Source organism: Roseovarius litoreus (assembly GCF_900142765.1).
In the GTDB taxonomy this organism is placed as follows: Bacteria; Pseudomonadota; Alphaproteobacteria; order Rhodobacterales; family Rhodobacteraceae; genus Roseovarius; species Roseovarius litoreus.
In genome coordinates this window covers 99,245-113,439 of record NZ_FRCB01000003.1, presented here as the reverse complement: position 1 = coordinate 113,439, position 14,195 = coordinate 99,245, and the positions used below count along the sequence as shown (strand labels likewise).

The 14,195-nt window shown below is 65.0% G+C and carries 13 protein-coding genes and 1 tRNA gene; 8 read left to right on the top strand and 6 right to left on the bottom strand.

Annotation, left to right across the window (positions count from 1 at the left end; genetic code table 11):
* The first annotated feature begins 181 nt into the window (after positions 1 to 181).
* Positions 182 to 1,093, top strand: coding sequence for a pirin family protein (locus F3H35_RS07010; protein ID WP_149778911.1), 912 nt, complete (start codon positions 182 to 184; stop codon positions 1,091 to 1,093).
* Positions 1,094 to 1,162: 69 nt separating this feature from the next.
* Here the strand turns inward: F3H35_RS07010 and F3H35_RS07005 are convergent, their stop codons facing one another.
* Positions 1,163 to 1,960: a VPLPA-CTERM sorting domain-containing protein gene (locus tag F3H35_RS07005; protein ID WP_223228339.1), complete on the bottom strand. Its 798-nt coding sequence runs from the start codon at positions 1,958 to 1,960 to the stop codon at positions 1,163 to 1,165.
* 583 nt (positions 1,961 to 2,543) lie between these two features.
* Here F3H35_RS07005 and F3H35_RS18810 point away from each other — a divergent pair.
* Positions 2,544 to 2,720: a hypothetical protein gene (locus F3H35_RS18810; protein ID WP_188129902.1), complete on the top strand. Its 177-nt coding sequence runs from the start codon at positions 2,544 to 2,546 to the stop codon at positions 2,718 to 2,720.
* 249 nt (positions 2,721 to 2,969) lie between these two features.
* The gene (locus F3H35_RS07000; protein ID WP_188129901.1) at positions 2,970 to 3,641 is read left to right on the top strand and encodes a response regulator transcription factor; all 672 of its coding nucleotides are present in this window, start codon (positions 2,970 to 2,972) and stop codon (positions 3,639 to 3,641) included.
* Between the two features lie 117 nt (positions 3,642 to 3,758).
* Here F3H35_RS07000 and F3H35_RS06995 read toward each other — a convergent pair whose 3' ends face one another.
* Positions 3,759 to 4,367: a TetR/AcrR family transcriptional regulator gene (locus F3H35_RS06995; protein WP_149778909.1), complete on the bottom strand. Its 609-nt coding sequence runs from the start codon at positions 4,365 to 4,367 to the stop codon at positions 3,759 to 3,761.
* A gap of 106 nt (positions 4,368 to 4,473) precedes the next feature.
* Here F3H35_RS06995 and F3H35_RS06990 point away from each other — a divergent pair, with 106 nt between their 5' ends.
* The 5 genes from F3H35_RS06990 (at position 4,474) to F3H35_RS06970 (ending at position 9,229) form a co-directional block, all read left to right on the top strand.
* Positions 4,474 to 4,770: a hypothetical protein gene (locus tag F3H35_RS06990; RefSeq protein WP_149778908.1), complete on the top strand. Its 297-nt coding sequence runs from the start codon at positions 4,474 to 4,476 to the stop codon at positions 4,768 to 4,770.
* 88 nt (positions 4,771 to 4,858) lie between these two features.
* Positions 4,859 to 6,145 carry a homoserine dehydrogenase gene (locus tag F3H35_RS06985; protein WP_149778907.1) on the top strand — a complete coding sequence of 429 codons (1,287 nt, stop codon included), beginning with the start codon at positions 4,859 to 4,861 and terminating at the stop codon, positions 6,143 to 6,145.
* An 88-nt stretch (positions 6,146 to 6,233) separates the two neighbouring features.
* A complete protein-coding gene (glpX, locus tag F3H35_RS06980; protein ID WP_007814345.1) occupies positions 6,234 to 7,196 on the top strand; it encodes a class II fructose-bisphosphatase in 963 nt (320 codons plus the stop codon).
* 15 nt (positions 7,197 to 7,211) lie between these two features.
* Complete coding sequence (recJ, locus tag F3H35_RS06975) at positions 7,212 to 8,954, top strand: single-stranded-DNA-specific exonuclease RecJ (RefSeq protein WP_149778906.1); 1,743 nt, start codon at positions 7,212 to 7,214, stop codon at positions 8,952 to 8,954.
* A 200-nt stretch (positions 8,955 to 9,154) separates the two neighbouring features.
* A tRNA-Glu gene (locus tag F3H35_RS06970) sits at positions 9,155 to 9,229 on the top strand.
* A 237-nt stretch (positions 9,230 to 9,466) separates the two neighbouring features.
* Here F3H35_RS06970 and F3H35_RS06965 read toward each other — a convergent pair.
* The 4 genes from F3H35_RS06965 to F3H35_RS06950 form a co-directional block, all read right to left on the bottom strand.
* Positions 9,467 to 11,788, bottom strand: a complete 2,322-nt coding sequence (locus F3H35_RS06965; RefSeq protein WP_149778905.1) for a Tex family protein — start codon at positions 11,786 to 11,788, stop codon at positions 9,467 to 9,469.
* Positions 11,789 to 11,939: 151 nt separating this feature from the next.
* A complete protein-coding gene (locus F3H35_RS06960; protein ID WP_149778904.1) occupies positions 11,940 to 12,341 on the bottom strand; it encodes a TolC family protein in 402 nt (133 codons plus the stop codon).
* Positions 12,342 to 12,573: 232 nt separating this feature from the next.
* The gene (locus F3H35_RS06955; protein ID WP_149779192.1) at positions 12,574 to 13,518 is read right to left on the bottom strand and encodes a GGDEF domain-containing protein; all 945 of its coding nucleotides are present in this window, start codon (positions 13,516 to 13,518) and stop codon (positions 12,574 to 12,576) included.
* 56 nt (positions 13,519 to 13,574) lie between these two features.
* A complete protein-coding gene (locus F3H35_RS06950) occupies positions 13,575 to 14,168 on the bottom strand; it encodes a heme NO-binding domain-containing protein (protein ID WP_149778903.1) in 594 nt (197 codons plus the stop codon).
* Between the last annotated feature and the right edge of the window lie 27 nt (positions 14,169 to 14,195).

The following is a 14,195-nucleotide window of genomic DNA, read 5'->3' as shown; positions in this document are numbered from 1 at the left end:
GTTTTTCGCGACACGCTTTAGCCCGAAACCGCCCCGGACGCGAGGGGGTATCGCAGCGCGGCACTGCTCTGTGCCAGCACCTGTTGTCCCCCGCGCACAGCTTGCGTTCACCCGCTCACAGATCGCCCCATTGCGCGGGCCGCGTCCCGGCATATCTCTTGCCCCGAAAGGAGCCACTCCCATGTCCATCAGACCGACACTCGAAACCCACCGCGCCCAACCCACGCTCGAGGGCGCGGGAGTCCATCTCCACCGCGCCTTCGGCTTTCATAACCCCTCCGAGCTCGACCCCTTCCTGCTCTTCGACGATTTCCGCAACGACGATCCGGCGAAATACGCCAGCGGCTTTCCCTGGCATCCCCATCGCGGGATCGAGACGATCACCTATGTCCTCGAAGGCGAGGTCGATCACGGCGACAGCCTGGGCAATACCGGCACGCTCGGGGCGGGCGATGTGCAATGGATGACCGCCGGATCGGGCATCCTGCATCAGGAAATGCCGCGCGGCAACAGCCACGGCCAGATGCATGGCTTCCAGCTCTGGGCGAACCTGCCCTCGGCGCTCAAGATGACCGCACCACGCTATCAGGACGTCAAGGCCCCCGACATCCCCGTGGTGACCGATGACGACGGCACCCGCGTCCGGGTGATCGTCGGCAGCTTCTGGGGCCGCACCGGCCCGGTCGACGGCATCGCCGCCGATCCGCAATATCTCGATATCTCCGTCCCCCCCGGCGCCCGCAAGACCTTCAAGGTCGACACCTACCGGCGCGCCTTCGCCTATGTCTTCGCAGGCTCCGGCGCCTTCGCCGATACCAGCCAGCCCACCGGCATTCTGCTGGAAAAAGAGGTCATGGGCCAGGAGGTCAATATCCGCGACCTCTCGGGCGACCGCACGCTGGTGCGCTTCGGCACCGGCGACGAGGTAACGGTGCAGGCCGGTCCCGACGGGGTCCGCTTCCTGTTGATCTCCGGCGCTCCCATCCAGGAGCCGGTCGCCTGGCACGGCCCGATCGTGATGAACACCGCGCAGGAATTGCAACAGGCCATGGCCGAGCTGCGCAACGGCACCTTCATCAAACCCGCGCATTGACCTCTGCCCGAACCGCATGCGGGCGGCCCCTCAATGCCGCCCGTCACCCTGTCCCGAGGATCGCCCGGCTCAGCCGCGCTTGCGCCGCGCCACGACCCCTGCCAGCCCCAGCCCCGCCAGCAGCATCGGCAGCGTCGCCGGCAGCGGGATCGGCGCGGTCACTTCCGCCGAGAAATTGTCCCAGTAAAGCGTCCGGTCTGTGCCCGCCTGCGAGTTGTAATTCTGCAGGATCGCGTTCCCGATCCGCGTCGCCCCGTTCGCCCCGATCGTGCCGATCACTTCACCGTTCACCAAATACTCGAACTGCTCCGCCGCCCGATCAAGCTCGATGGTCAGGGTGTTGAACGCCTCCCATGCGAATCCCGATGGCGTGCCGGCAAACACGAAAGCCGCGCCATCCCAATACCGGAAGCCTGCGTCCTGCCCGGTGCCGGTGCCGAAATAATCGATGATCGGATAGGCCGTTATGGCATCTGCGGCATCGAACGCCGTTCCCCAGAAACCGCCAAGCCGCCCCCCCGTCTCGAACGCGGCGTCAAAGAACAGATCGATCGAGATCCGGTTGGCGCCGGCCGTATCGTATTTGCGGCCTTGCGTGTTGTAAAAAACGCTCGAGAAGGAAGACGGCCTGTTGTCGGCCCCGTCCGAGGCGGTGATCTCATGGGCCAGGCGATGATCTCCCATGAAGTCCTGGGATGAAAATCCCGCCGGTGCATAGCGGTCCACATACCAGCTTCCCGGAGCCTGCGTGTCCGACAAGGTCGGGTCGGCATCGAAGCTCTGCTGGGTGATGACCGTGGCATGTGCAAATGTGGTCGTCGTCAAAATCGTCGCTGCGGCCATGGCCGCCAATCGCATCTGTTTCATTGGATCTCCCTGTTCAAAATGTCTCTTCAAAATTGGCCGAAACCGCCCGACACCCTAATGGGATGCTCACATCCGGCCTCTTGCAGGCTTTCAAAACAATTAACATGACGCAAGTTCTTTCTCGACCGCACGCATGGCGCCTGCGGTTAAAACCTCTCATGAAAACAATATTTTCCGAGAATCCAGCAGAAAGAAGCCCGCCGCCACCCCTTCAAAGCGCGCCAAACTGCTTTGCTTTAGCTCACTATATTCACCACAGGCACCCACCCCCAGGGTCGCCTGCCCCATGTGCCGCGGACCCCCCGGCACAGCCGCCCCCCATACCAGCCCCCGGCCGCCCCCAACCCCACCAGCCGCATCCGTCTTACCAAGGCAGCCCCCGGATCGACACAGGCCACGCGATACCCGCCTGCCAGACGTCACTCCGCAAGGCCCTGCATCCGGACTGCATCGCGCCGCTGCCCGCGCACCCCTCCCTTCATCGTTCCCCAAATACTCGTAATGCTCCGCCGCAGCCCGCGCGGTGGCCCGGGTGATCGACCGCCTCGCCACCTTCAGGAGATGTCACCCTGAGACGCGAGCGATGCTCGTATCCGCAGGCGCAGGCTCCCACCCTGCACCAGACCCGGATCTCTCGATCTGCGATGTGACCCTTCCCGATCCGGTCTCCTATGACGCGATCGAAATGGCGGTGCGCATGATGCATTTGAACACTCTTTTGTGGCAGGCGCGCTGCCAGCCACGGGTCTCGCTGGCATGATGGCGCATAGCACAGCAAGGCCTGCGCGGCCCGCGCCCCTTCTCCCCCAAACCCGCCACCGCGACCGCCTCTCGGCCTTGTGCTGAAACGTGCCGACACCCAAATTAGGCAACACCAAAGGTTGACCTTCGCGCTATGAGTGTATCTGATGGGGATGTGCGGATGATGGCCATTGGGCCCATCTTCCCGAAGGCGTTTTGCGGTAGGTTCACGAGTGACATTCCAACTGCCCAGTCCCTAGGAGGACGCATGAACACCGCGCAATCCGGTCGAAAGCCGACCGATCCCAGTGACGAGACATCCATTTGCCTCGTTGCGACCAGCCGGATGATCTCGGAAGCCATCCAGCATTTTCTCAAGACTGAATATGGTTTCGATGTCACCGTCGCAGGCTCCATAGACGAGGTGCGCAGCCTTGTCGCAGACGGCAATATTCCCGACGTGATCCTGCTCGATCCGGCGAATACGGGCATCAAGGGGCTTGATGCGCTGTCACAGGCCGCCCGGGCCAGCAGCGACTCGAAAATCGTGCTCTTCACCCACAAGGTCGACACGAACCTGGCCAAGAACGCCTTGAGCAAGGGCGCCGACGGCATCATCTCGCATGGCCAGAGCCTCAGATCGCTTGTCAACGCCATCGGCCTGATCCAGAGCGGCGAGGTGTTCATTCCCGCCAACATCAATTCCGAACTGCATCACAACTGGGTCGAACCCGCCCGCCCCCGCAACGAGGCGTTGACGCATCGCGAAAAACGCATCCTGCAACTGGCCTCCGACGGCGGCACCAACAAGGAAATCGCCCAGGAACTCGGCATCACCGAAAGCCAGGTGAAGATGATCATGCGCACGCTCTGCGCCAAGCTGCAGGCGAAAAACCGCACCCATGCGGTTGTGCGTGCGAACCGGCTCGATCTGATCTGACGGCGCGCGGTCGGTTAACCCTTGGTGACAGGGCGCCCTGCACCGATCCCGCACCGACGCGATACCGACGTCATACCGACGTGATACCGAACGGGTTTTTCCTGCCTTTTCAGAGCGTTAACCGCGATTCGCGGCGGGTTCCGGAGTCACCGCCCTGCGCACCATATCCCAATAGATCGTCTCGACATCCGGCAGGCTCAACCGCCCCCCGTCCCGAAACCAGGTATTCACACCGGTCAACATGGCAATCACCGCCATCGTGGTGATCTTCGGCTCGGCCACATCGAACAGGCCCAGCGCCACGCCCCGCCGCAGAATGTGCTCCAGCTGATCCTCATAGCGCCGCCTAAGCCCTTCTATCACCTCGAAATTTTTCGGGCTGAGGTTACGCAGCTCCATATAGGAGACAAAGACCGCATCGGCCCGCTCGGTGTTGAACCGGATATGGAACCTTGCGAACCGCTCCAGCGCCTCCAGCGGGTGCTCGGGCGCCGCCTCCGCCTCCCAGGCTGTCAGAAGATCATCCATATGCGCCTTCATCAGATCGAACAGCAGGGTCTGCTTGTCGGGCGTGTAATTGTACAAGGCCCCCGCCTGCACCCCCACTTCACCGGCGATTTGTCTCATGGAAACAGCGGCATAGCCCTCCCGGGCAAAAAGGCGCAAGGCCGCCTCCCGCACCCGCGGGCCGGTGATGTCGGAATGCGATCCTTGGGTTCTGGCCATGGCGGTCAAATTATCTGAACACCCGTTCAGATCAAAGCCCTCGCTTGCCCTCGCCCCTCAAACAGTGGCAAGAGAGAGACAACACACCTGTCCCGAGGTCCGATCCATGCGCGCCGGCACCCTTGTTTTCTTGGCTTTCGCCACCATTCTACCGGCAGGCTGCACGCAGCTTCCCGCGCTTGACGACGCGATTGACCCCGCCCTGCGCGACGCGCCCTATCCCCAGCTTGTGCCCATCGAAACCCTTCGCGCCAGCGCTCCGGCCCCCGACCTCGGCGACGAAGACCGCAGCGAAATCGACGCCCGCACCGCCACCCTCCGCGCCCGCGCCGCCACCCTTCGCGGCGCCGTGATCGACCCCGACACCCGCGACCGCATGGCCCGTGGCGTGCAGGAAAGGTAAGGCCCCTGAAAACCTGCGTTGCAAGGCCCCGTCGAACCCGTTACATCGCGCGTCCAGACCACCCCGGAAGCGACGAATGGAGACCGACATGACAGACCCCCTGCGCCTTGGCATCGCCGGATTGGGGACCGTCGGCACCGGCGTCGTCAAGATCGTCCGCCAGAAAGCCAGCCTTCTGGCCGCGCGCGCCGGACGGCCCATCACGATCTCGGCCATCTCCGCGCGCACCCGCGACAAGGACCGCGGCGTGACCCTTTCCGACTACGCATGGGAGGATGATCCTGTCGCCCTTGCCACGCGTGACGATGTGGATGTGTTCGTCGAGCTGATGGGCGGCAGCGACGGGCCTGCCAAGGCTGCGACCGAAGCCGCCATCGCCGCGGGCAAGGACGTGGTCACCGCCAACAAGGCGATGCTGGCCCATCACGGGCAGGCTCTTGCAATCGCTGCAGAAAACGCCGGTCGCGTGCTGCGCTTCGAAGCCGCCGTGGCTGGCGGCATCCCGGTCATCAAGGCGCTGACCGAAGGGCTTGCCGGCAACGAGATCACCCGCGTGATGGGCGTGATGAACGGCACCTGCAACTACATCCTGACCCGTATGCAATCGGCGGGCCTGCCCTATGACACGGTGTTCGACGAGGCCGCGCAGCTTGGCTATCTCGAAGCCGATCCGACGCTGGATGTGGGCGGGATCGACGCCGGTCACAAGCTGTCCCTGCTAGCCTCCATCGCCTTCGGCACGCAGGTCGATTTCGACGCGGTCGATCTTGAAGGCATCGAGAAGGTGACGATCGCCGACATCCGCCATGCCGCCGATATGGACTACCGCATCAAGCTGCTTGGCGTCGCCCGGATGACCGGCCGTGGGCTTGAACAGCGCATGTCGCCCTGTCTTGTCCCCGCCGACAGCCCCCTCGGTCAGCTCGAGGGTGGCACCAACATGGTGGTGCTCGAGGGCGACATGGTCGAACAGATCGTCCTGCGCGGCCCCGGCGCGGGCGAAGGCCCCACGGCCAGCGCCGTGATGGCCGACGTGATGGACATCGCGCGCGGCTGTCGCGTATCGACCTTCGGACAGCCCGCCAAGGGCCTGCAAAAAGCCCAAAGCGCCCTCGGTGCGACGCCCGCCCCCTATTACCTGCGCATGGCGCTCGAAGATAAACCCGGCGCTCTGGCCAAGGTGGCCGCGGTGCTGGGCGAGGCGGGAATATCCATCGACCGGATGCGCCAGTATCGCCACGACGACACCACCGCCCCCGTGCTGATCGTGACCCACAAGACCACCCGCAGCGCGCTTGATGCGGCCCTTGACGCCATGTCGCGGCTGGACGTGGTGGCCACCGAGCCTGTCGCCCTGAGAATAGAAACCGTCTGACCGCGGGCATTCGAAAGACCCGCGCCACTTGTGCGCAAAGGGTGCTGCCGCTAATGCTTACGCGACTTGCATCAAACAAGGATTTGCCATGACCGCCGCCGACTTCAACGACCGCATGCTGTCTCTGGGCCTCGCCCGTGTCTCCGAGGCTGCGGCCCTCGCCTGTGCCGACCTGATCGGTCGCGGCGACGAGAAAGCCGCCGATCAGGCGGCAGTGAACGCCATGCGCGAACAGCTCAACATGCTCAGCATCAAGGGCGTCGTGGTGATCGGCGAAGGCGAACGCGACGAAGCCCCGATGCTCTATATCGGCGAAGAGGTGGGCACCGGCGATGGCCCCGGCGTCGATATCGCCCTCGACCCGCTCGAGGGCACGACCCTGACGGCCAAGGCCATGCCCAATGCGCTGACCGTGATCGCGATGGCCCCGCGCGGCACGCTGCTGCACGCCCCGGATGTCTATATGGACAAGCTGGCCATCGGGCCGGGCTATCCCACCGATGTCGTCTCGCTCGCCATGTCGCCGCGTGAGCGGGTCGAAGCCCTGGCCAAGGCCAAGGGCTGCAAGCCGTCGGATATCACCGTCTGCATCCTCGAACGCCCCCGCCACCAGGAGATGATCGCCGACGTGCGCAGCACGGGTGCGGCGATCCACCTGATCACCGACGGGGACGTTGCCGGCGTCATGCATTGCGCCGAGCCTGAGCAGACCGGGATCGACATGTATATGGGATCCGGCGGCGCCCCCGAAGGCGTGCTGGCCGCCAGCGCCCTGAAATGCATGGGTGGCCAGATCTGGGGCCGTCTTCTGTTCCGCAACGACGATGAAAAAGCCCGCGCCGCCAAGGCCGGGATCACCGATCTCGACCGCGTCTATTCGCGCGACGAGATGGTGACCGCCGATGTGATCATCGCGGCGACCGGAGTGACCGATGGCTCGGTCGTGTCGGGCATCAAGCGCCGCCCCGGTTACGTCGAAACCGAAACCGTGCTGATGCGGTCCAAGACCGGCTCGCTGCGCCGGATGATTTACCGCAACCCCACCCGCTGATCCGGCGGGGCGGGGGTGGACGCCTATCTCGGCATCGCGCATTCGCTGACCGGGCGGCGCTGGATCGGCCCCGGCGCCGAGATCGAGCGCCGCGCCGAAGCGATGGCCCAATCCACCGGCCTGCCCCGTCCGCTGTGCCAGACGCTCGCGCGGCTTGGCGTGCCCGAAACCGAGGCCGAGCCCTATCTCGAACCGTCGCTGCGCGACCTCTTGCCCGATCCGCGCAGCCTTCGGGACATGGAAACCGCCGCCGGCCGCTTCATCGCGGCGGTGCGCGGCCACGAGCGTATCGCGATCTTCGCGGATTACGACGTGGATGGCGGCTCATCCGCGGCGCTGTTGATCGACTGGCTGCGCCAGATGGGCCTTGCCGCGACGCTCTATATCCCCGACCGGATCGACGAGGGCTATGGCCCCAATGAACCCGCCATGGCCGAGCTTGCCGCAGCCCATGACCTGATCATCTGCGTGGATTGCGGCACGCTCAGCCATGACGCCATCGCAGCCGCGCGTGGCGCGGATGTCGTGATCCTCGATCACCACCTGGGCGGCGAGACGCTGCCGCCCGCACTTGCGGTGGTCAATCCCAACCGGCAGGACGAGACCGGTGATCTGGCGCATCTCTGCGCCGCCGCCGTCGTGTTCCTGATGCTGGTCGAAGCCGGGCGGCAGCTGCGCGCCCTTGGCGAGACAGGCCCCGACCTGTTGGCCATGCTCGATCTGGTGGCGCTGGCGACCGTGGCCGATGTCGCACCCCTGAAGGGCGTGAACCGCGCCTTTGTCCGGCAGGGTCTGCGCATCATGGCGCATCGCGACCGTCCGGGCCTTGTCGCGCTCAGCGATGTGGCGCGGCTCGATACGGCGCCCTCGGCTTATCACCTTGGCTTCGTGATGGGTCCGCGTGTCAATGCCGGGGGGCGGATCGGCAAGGCCGATCTGGGCGCACGGCTGCTGGCGACCCGCGACATCTCCGAGGCGCGATCCCTCGCTGAACGGCTGGATCAGCTGAATTCCGAGCGCCGCGACATCGAAGCCGGCGTGCGCGCCGCCGCCCTCGCGCAGGCCGAGGCACGCGGACTGGACGCGCCGCTGGTCTGGGCTGCGGGCGAAGGATGGCATCCCGGTGTGGTGGGGATCGTGGCCTCGCGGCTCAAGGAACTGACGAACCGCCCCGCCATCGTGATCGGCATGGATGGCGACGAGGGAAAAGGCTCGGGCCGGTCCATATCGGGCGTCGATCTGGGCGCGTCGATCCAGCGTCTTGCCGCCGAGGGGCTGCTCATCAAGGGCGGCGGGCACCGCATGGCCGCAGGTCTCACCGTGGCGCGCGATCGACTCGAAGCCGCGATGGAGCGCCTGTCCGAATTGCTCGACCGGCAAGGATCAGGCGCCGCAGGCCCCGCCGATCTGCGGCTTGATGGCGTCCTTATGCCCGGCGCCGCCACGGTCGAGCTGGTCGAGCGGATCGAAGCCGCCGGTCCCTTCGGCGCAGGCGCGCCGGGGCCGCGCTATGTCTTTCCCGACATGCAGATCGGCTTTGCCAAGCGGGTGGGCGATGCGCATCTGAAACTGCGCTTCGGCGACGGATTGTCCGGTCAGCTCGACGCCATCGCCTTCGGCGCCTTCGACAGCCCGCTCGGGCAGGCGCTGATGTCGCATGGCGGCGCGCGGTTCCATCTGGCCGGTCGGATCGGGATCAACGAATGGGGCGGGCGCCGCAGCGCGCAGCTCCAGCTGGAAGACGCGGCTCCTGCCTGACATTGGCAAGCGCGCCCTTTTCCCGGCGCTCCAGAGGCGGCTCCAAGGCCCCTGACACGTCACGAACAGGCCGGATCGCATCCCCCGAAAACGGCGCAGACAGCTCGCCTGCCCGGCATTTCGGAAATTGTCGGCATTGGTGAAAAAACTGCTTGAACAGGTCAGGTCACTTCTCTAGATAGCCATTCACGCGCAGCAGTGGCCCGTTCGTCTATCGGTTAGGACGCCAGGTTTTCAACCTGGAAAGAGGGGTTCGATTCCCCTACGGGCTGCCACTCCTCCCCCAGAAAATTACCAAGCAAAATCTGACAGCGTCCGGTGTGGCGCTCTGCCCGATTGAATTGCGTTAGCCCATCCGGCAGGTCGTCATCTGGGACCCGACAGGCCAGACAGGCCAAAGGCCCGGCACCACCTCGCTTGCTGCGAAGCCTTCAGGCACAAGATAGCCGTGCCCCCGCCCCCGGACCAAGGCGCAGCGAACCATCCGGAAGCTGCCCCCGAAGGCCCGGGCCTCAGGTCTTGCCGCGCATCGCATTGCGCAAGGCCTCGCCAAGCGCACCTTGCGCGCTCTCGCGCGGCTCGGACTTGGTGCTGGTCTTGGGCGGCTGCGACTTGTGCGGCCTGCGGCCTGTGGGTTTCTTCTCCTGCGAAGGTGTTTGCCCCTCGGACTTGGCCTTGCGCATGCTCAGCCCGATGCGCTTGCGGGCCACATCCACCTCGACCACCCGCACCCGGACCACGTCCCCGGCCTTGACAACCTCATGCGGGTCCTTGACGAACCTGTCCGCCAGCTGGCTGACATGCACCAGCCCATCCTGATGCACGCCGATATCCACGAAAGCGCCGAAGGCCGCCACATTCGTCACCGTTCCCTCCAGCGACATGCCGGGGCGCAAATCCTTGATGTCGTCGATGCCCTCGGCGAAGCGGGCGGTCACGAAATCGGGCCTCGGGTCACGGCCGGGCTTTTCAAGCTCCCCCAGAATATCGCGCACCGTGGGCAGGCCGAAACGGTCATCCACGAAATCTGCTGCATTCAACCCGCGCAGGGCCTCCGGTGCGCCCATGATCGCCCGTATGTCGCGGCCACAGGCCTGCACGATGCGCCGGGCGACGTCATAGGCTTCCGGATGCACCGAGGTGGCGTCCAGCGGCTCGCTGCCATCGCGCAGCCGCAAGAATCCCGCGCATTGCTCAAACGCCTTCGGCCCCATCCCCGAGACCTTGAGCAGCGCCTTGCGCGACTCGAACCGACCCTGTGCGTCGCGATGCGCCACGATGGACTGTGCAAGCGACGGCCCCACCCCCGCCACCCGCGCCAGAAGCGGCGCCGACGCCATGTTCAGATCGACGCCCACCGCGTTCACCGCATCCTCGACCACCGCATCGAGCGCCTGCGTCAGACGGCGCTGATCGACATCATGCTGATATTGTCCCACGCCGATGGATTGCGGGGTGATCTTCACCAGTTCGGCCAGCGGATCCTGCAGCCGCCGTGCGATCGACACCGCCCCGCGCAGGGACACATCCAGATCGGGAAATTCCTCGGCCGCAAGTTCCGATGCCGAATAGACCGAAGCCCCCGCCTCGGACACGATCACGCTTGCAGGGCGCGCGCTACCCTTGGGCAGCTGCTTGAGCGTGTCGGCGACCAGCCGCTCGGTTTCGCGGCTCGCCGTCCCGTTGCCGATGGCGATCAGCTCGACCCCGTGGCGCGCGATCATCGCGGTGATCACGGCCTGTGCGCCCGCCACATCCATACGCGGCTGAAACGGATAGAGCGTCGCGGTCTCCAGAAGCTTGCCCGTGGCATCCACCACCGCCGCCTTGACCCCGGTGCGAATGCCGGGATCAAGCCCGAGCGTCGGGCGCGGCCCCGCCGGGGCCGCCAGCAGAAGATCGCGCAGGTTGCGGGCAAAGACGGTGATAGCCTCTTCATGCGCACGTTTGCGCAGCGTGCCCATCAGATCGACATACATCGTCAGACTGAGCTTGACCCGCCATGTCCAGCCCGCCACCTCGCGCAGCCACTGATCCCCCGGCGCGTTGCCTGCAATGCCGATCGCCGCCTCGATCATGGCGATGGCGCGCGGGGCGTCGGTTTCGGGATCGGGGGCGATATCGACGGTGACGATCTCTTCCTTGGCCGCGCGCAGAATCGCCAGCGCCCGATGCGACGGGATGCTCGCCCATTTTTCACGGTGATCGAAATAATCCGAGAACTTGACCCCCGCCTCTTCCTTGCCCGGCTGGACCCGTGCGGTGATCAGCGCGGTCTCCTGCATGAAGCTACGCAAGCGCCCCAGCAGATCGGCGTTTTCGCTCAATTCCTCCACGAGGATATCCCTCGCGCCCTCCAGCGCGGCTTTGGCATCCGCCACCGCCTCGCTCAGATACCCCGCAGCCAGATCCTCGGGCCGGGCCGCGCGATCCTCCAGGATGGCGCGCAACAGCGGCTCAAGCCCGTTTTCGCGCGCGATCATCGCCTTGGTGCGGCGCTTCGGCTTGAACGGCAGATAGATGTCTTCAAGTGCGGCCTTGGTGTCCGCACCGGCAATGCTTCGCTCCAGCGCCTCGGTCAGCTTGCCCTGCTCCTTGATCGAGCCAAGGATGACCGCGCGACGCGCCTCAAGCTCGCGCAAATAGCCCAGCCTGTCAGCGAGGGTCCGCAACTGCGTGTCGTCAAGGCCTCCGGTCGCTTCCTTGCGATAGCGGGCCACGAAAGGCACCGTCGCCCCCCCATCAAGAAGCTGGACGGTCGCACTCACCTGATCGGGTCGGGCATTGATCTCGGTGGCGATGATGCGGGCAATGCGCTCTGCGGTCTGGGTCAAATCACGCGTCCTCTGCTGTGCGGAACTCCCTGATACAAGGCGCCGACACCAGAGAAAAGGGGCTCACGCCCCCGGGCCTCACGCCCTCGCGCAAGGCTGTTGCACAGGCCGCATCGCCCCGGCAGGACGGATCATCAGAAGGGTTGGCGCATCAAGCCTGAACGGCGCTCAGGACATATCGCTTGCGGCCATTATGCTGCACCGTCGTCAGCAATCCGCGTGTTTCAAGCGACTGTATCACCCTGTATTTGCTCGCACGCGAGATCTGATCCAGCAAGGGATGATTGGCCAGATCCGCGGCTTTGAAATGCTCTTTTTCTTCCAAAAGCTGCACCGTCGCGGCCAGCGCATCAAGTTCCGCAGGGCTCAGATCCCCCATCCCGAGATCCGCCTCAAGCGTTCTCAAAGCGATACGCAAGCGCGCCATGGCTGACAAAAGAGTGGACTCTACCATATCGATTTTAATCCTGAATTTCAAAATTTTCAGTCGTCCCATCGCCTCGCAGGGCTGATAAACACACGCAAACCGCGAAAAAATCAGCTTGGGAGACAACGGGCCGCGGTCAAGAAAACAACTCGTTTACCATTACCATTGCGTTACAAGTCTCGTGAATTGGCACATTCTGCTTCAAATGCGGAAATCCTAGCACCCGGAACGAAAATAACAAGATGTCTTGCATGCGGCGCACCCGGCCCGGGCCTGCCTTGCAACCGGTCTCGTGTCACCTGCCCCGTGTCACCCGCCCCTTGTCAGCCAGGGCCGCCGCCCCTTCTGCCCTCATGGCTCACCCCCCCTCGGATGGATCATGAACCACATGCCGCCCTCGCCCCGCCGCCTTGGCGGCGTAAAGCGCGCGGTCGGCATCGTCCATCATCTGCGCGATCATCGCCCCCGCCTCCCGCGTGACATAGCTTCGGCTCAAGGCCGCGCCGATGCTGGCCGAGATTTCCAGCGGCCTGCCCTCCCACCGCATCGGCTCCTCGAGGCGCGCGATCAGCCGCCTTGCGATATCATCCACCCGCGCGCGATCCACCGGCCCCTCGAGGATCACCACGAACTCATCCCCGCCAAGACGCAGCACCCTGTCACTGTCGCGCGTCTCGGCCCGCATGATGCCAGCCGCTTGCTGCAACACATGATCGCCAGCCGCATGTCCCAGCGTGTCGTTGACCGCCTTGAAGAAATCGAGATCAAGATTCAGCAGCGCAAAGTCACTCCCGGCATCGATCAGCCGTGTCAGAAGCGGCTCCAGCACGCGCCGGTTGCCAAGCCCGGTCAGCGTATCGGTAAAGGCCTTTTCCTCCGCCGCGATGCGCGCGCCCTGCAGCCGCAGGTTCAACTTGCGCGACGCCTCCATCGCGACAGATTTCGCCTCGATCAGATAGAGCATCTCGACAGCCAGATCGGTCGCCGCGAAATCCCCCGCCGTCAGGGAAAAATCGCGCACCGCCTCCTGCAGGGCAATGCCGAAGGACAGGTTGACCACCGCCCCCCCGGCCACCGGCACGAACACTCCCTTCAGCCCCGTGGCCGGAGGCTGGCGCAGCCGCAGCCGCAAACGCACCGCGCCGCCGTCCATCAGAAGATCGACCCTGTCGTCGATGCGCGGGCGGCGCAGCTCGAAGAGATCGGCAAACCGGCGCCCCACCACGCCCGAGCGCGCATCGAGCTTGGCCAGCATCGGGCCTGCATGGACGATCCACCCTTCCCGGTCCAGCCGCGCATGCATCGGGCAGAGCACATCCAAAGCCGCCTGATCCGGCGGCGCTGCCGCGCCGCAATCCCTCACCCGAACGCTCCGAGGGAAAACGCCCGACCCCTTGCATGATCGGCGCTCAGAAAGTCGATCTCCACACGCTCCACACCGGCCTGCTCGCCCTTGTGCTCCAGTAGCACAAGCGCGCCGTAATCGTCCGCCAGCGCCCGGAAAAGACCCACCGCCAGATGGCCAAAGCCTTGCCCGGGGCTGTTCGCTGCACCGATCCGCAGACAGAACCGGCCGTCCGCCTCTTCTGACACATCCACCGGCGGCAGACGCAGCTCCGACACCGCAAGCGCCGCGCGCCCCGGCAGGTCTTCCAGTGAATGAAGCACCTCCTCGAACGTGTCTCCCCCGAAGCGTAAGAGCCGCCGCACAGCCGCCGCATTGGGATGCGAGACAAGATATGTCCCGATATCCTCCAGGATGTCCGCCTGCGGCCTGTCCAGTGCAGCCGCCACCGCCGCCAGCAGACGCGGCGTGATCTCGGGATCGTAATTCAGCATCGCCTCGAACTCGGAAAACCCCAGATCGAGGCCGCGCATGATCGCCTGCCATGTATCGCGCCCATATGTATCGCACACGAACCGCTCCACCGCGCGGTTGACCAATCCTTGCATTCAAGGCTCCCTTCTCCGAAGGCTCGG

What these genes read in the sequence shown, in the direction of transcription:
- F3H35_RS07010 (WP_149778911.1), top strand. Translation starts at nt 182, where the DNA reads ATGTCCATCAGACCGACACTCGAAACCCACCGCGCCCAACCCACGCTC.
- F3H35_RS07005 (WP_223228339.1), bottom strand. Translation starts at nt 1,960, where the DNA reads ATGAAACAGATGCGATTGGCGGCCATGGCCGCAGCGACGATTTTGACG.
- F3H35_RS18810 (WP_188129902.1), top strand. Translation starts at nt 2,544, where the DNA reads ATGCTCGTATCCGCAGGCGCAGGCTCCCACCCTGCACCAGACCCGGAT.
- F3H35_RS07000 (WP_188129901.1), top strand. Translation starts at nt 2,970, where the DNA reads ATGAACACCGCGCAATCCGGTCGAAAGCCGACCGATCCCAGTGACGAG.
- F3H35_RS06995 (WP_149778909.1), bottom strand. Translation starts at nt 4,367, where the DNA reads ATGGCCAGAACCCAAGGATCGCATTCCGACATCACCGGCCCGCGGGTG.
- F3H35_RS06990 (WP_149778908.1), top strand. Translation starts at nt 4,474, where the DNA reads ATGCGCGCCGGCACCCTTGTTTTCTTGGCTTTCGCCACCATTCTACCG.
- F3H35_RS06985 (WP_149778907.1), top strand. Translation starts at nt 4,859, where the DNA reads ATGACAGACCCCCTGCGCCTTGGCATCGCCGGATTGGGGACCGTCGGC.
- glpX (WP_007814345.1), top strand. Translation starts at nt 6,234, where the DNA reads ATGACCGCCGCCGACTTCAACGACCGCATGCTGTCTCTGGGCCTCGCC.
- F3H35_RS06955 (WP_149779192.1), bottom strand. Translation starts at nt 13,518, where the DNA reads ATGCATGCGCGGCTGGACCGGGAAGGGTGGATCGTCCATGCAGGCCCG.
- F3H35_RS06950 (WP_149778903.1), bottom strand. Translation starts at nt 14,168, where the DNA reads ATGCAAGGATTGGTCAACCGCGCGGTGGAGCGGTTCGTGTGCGATACA.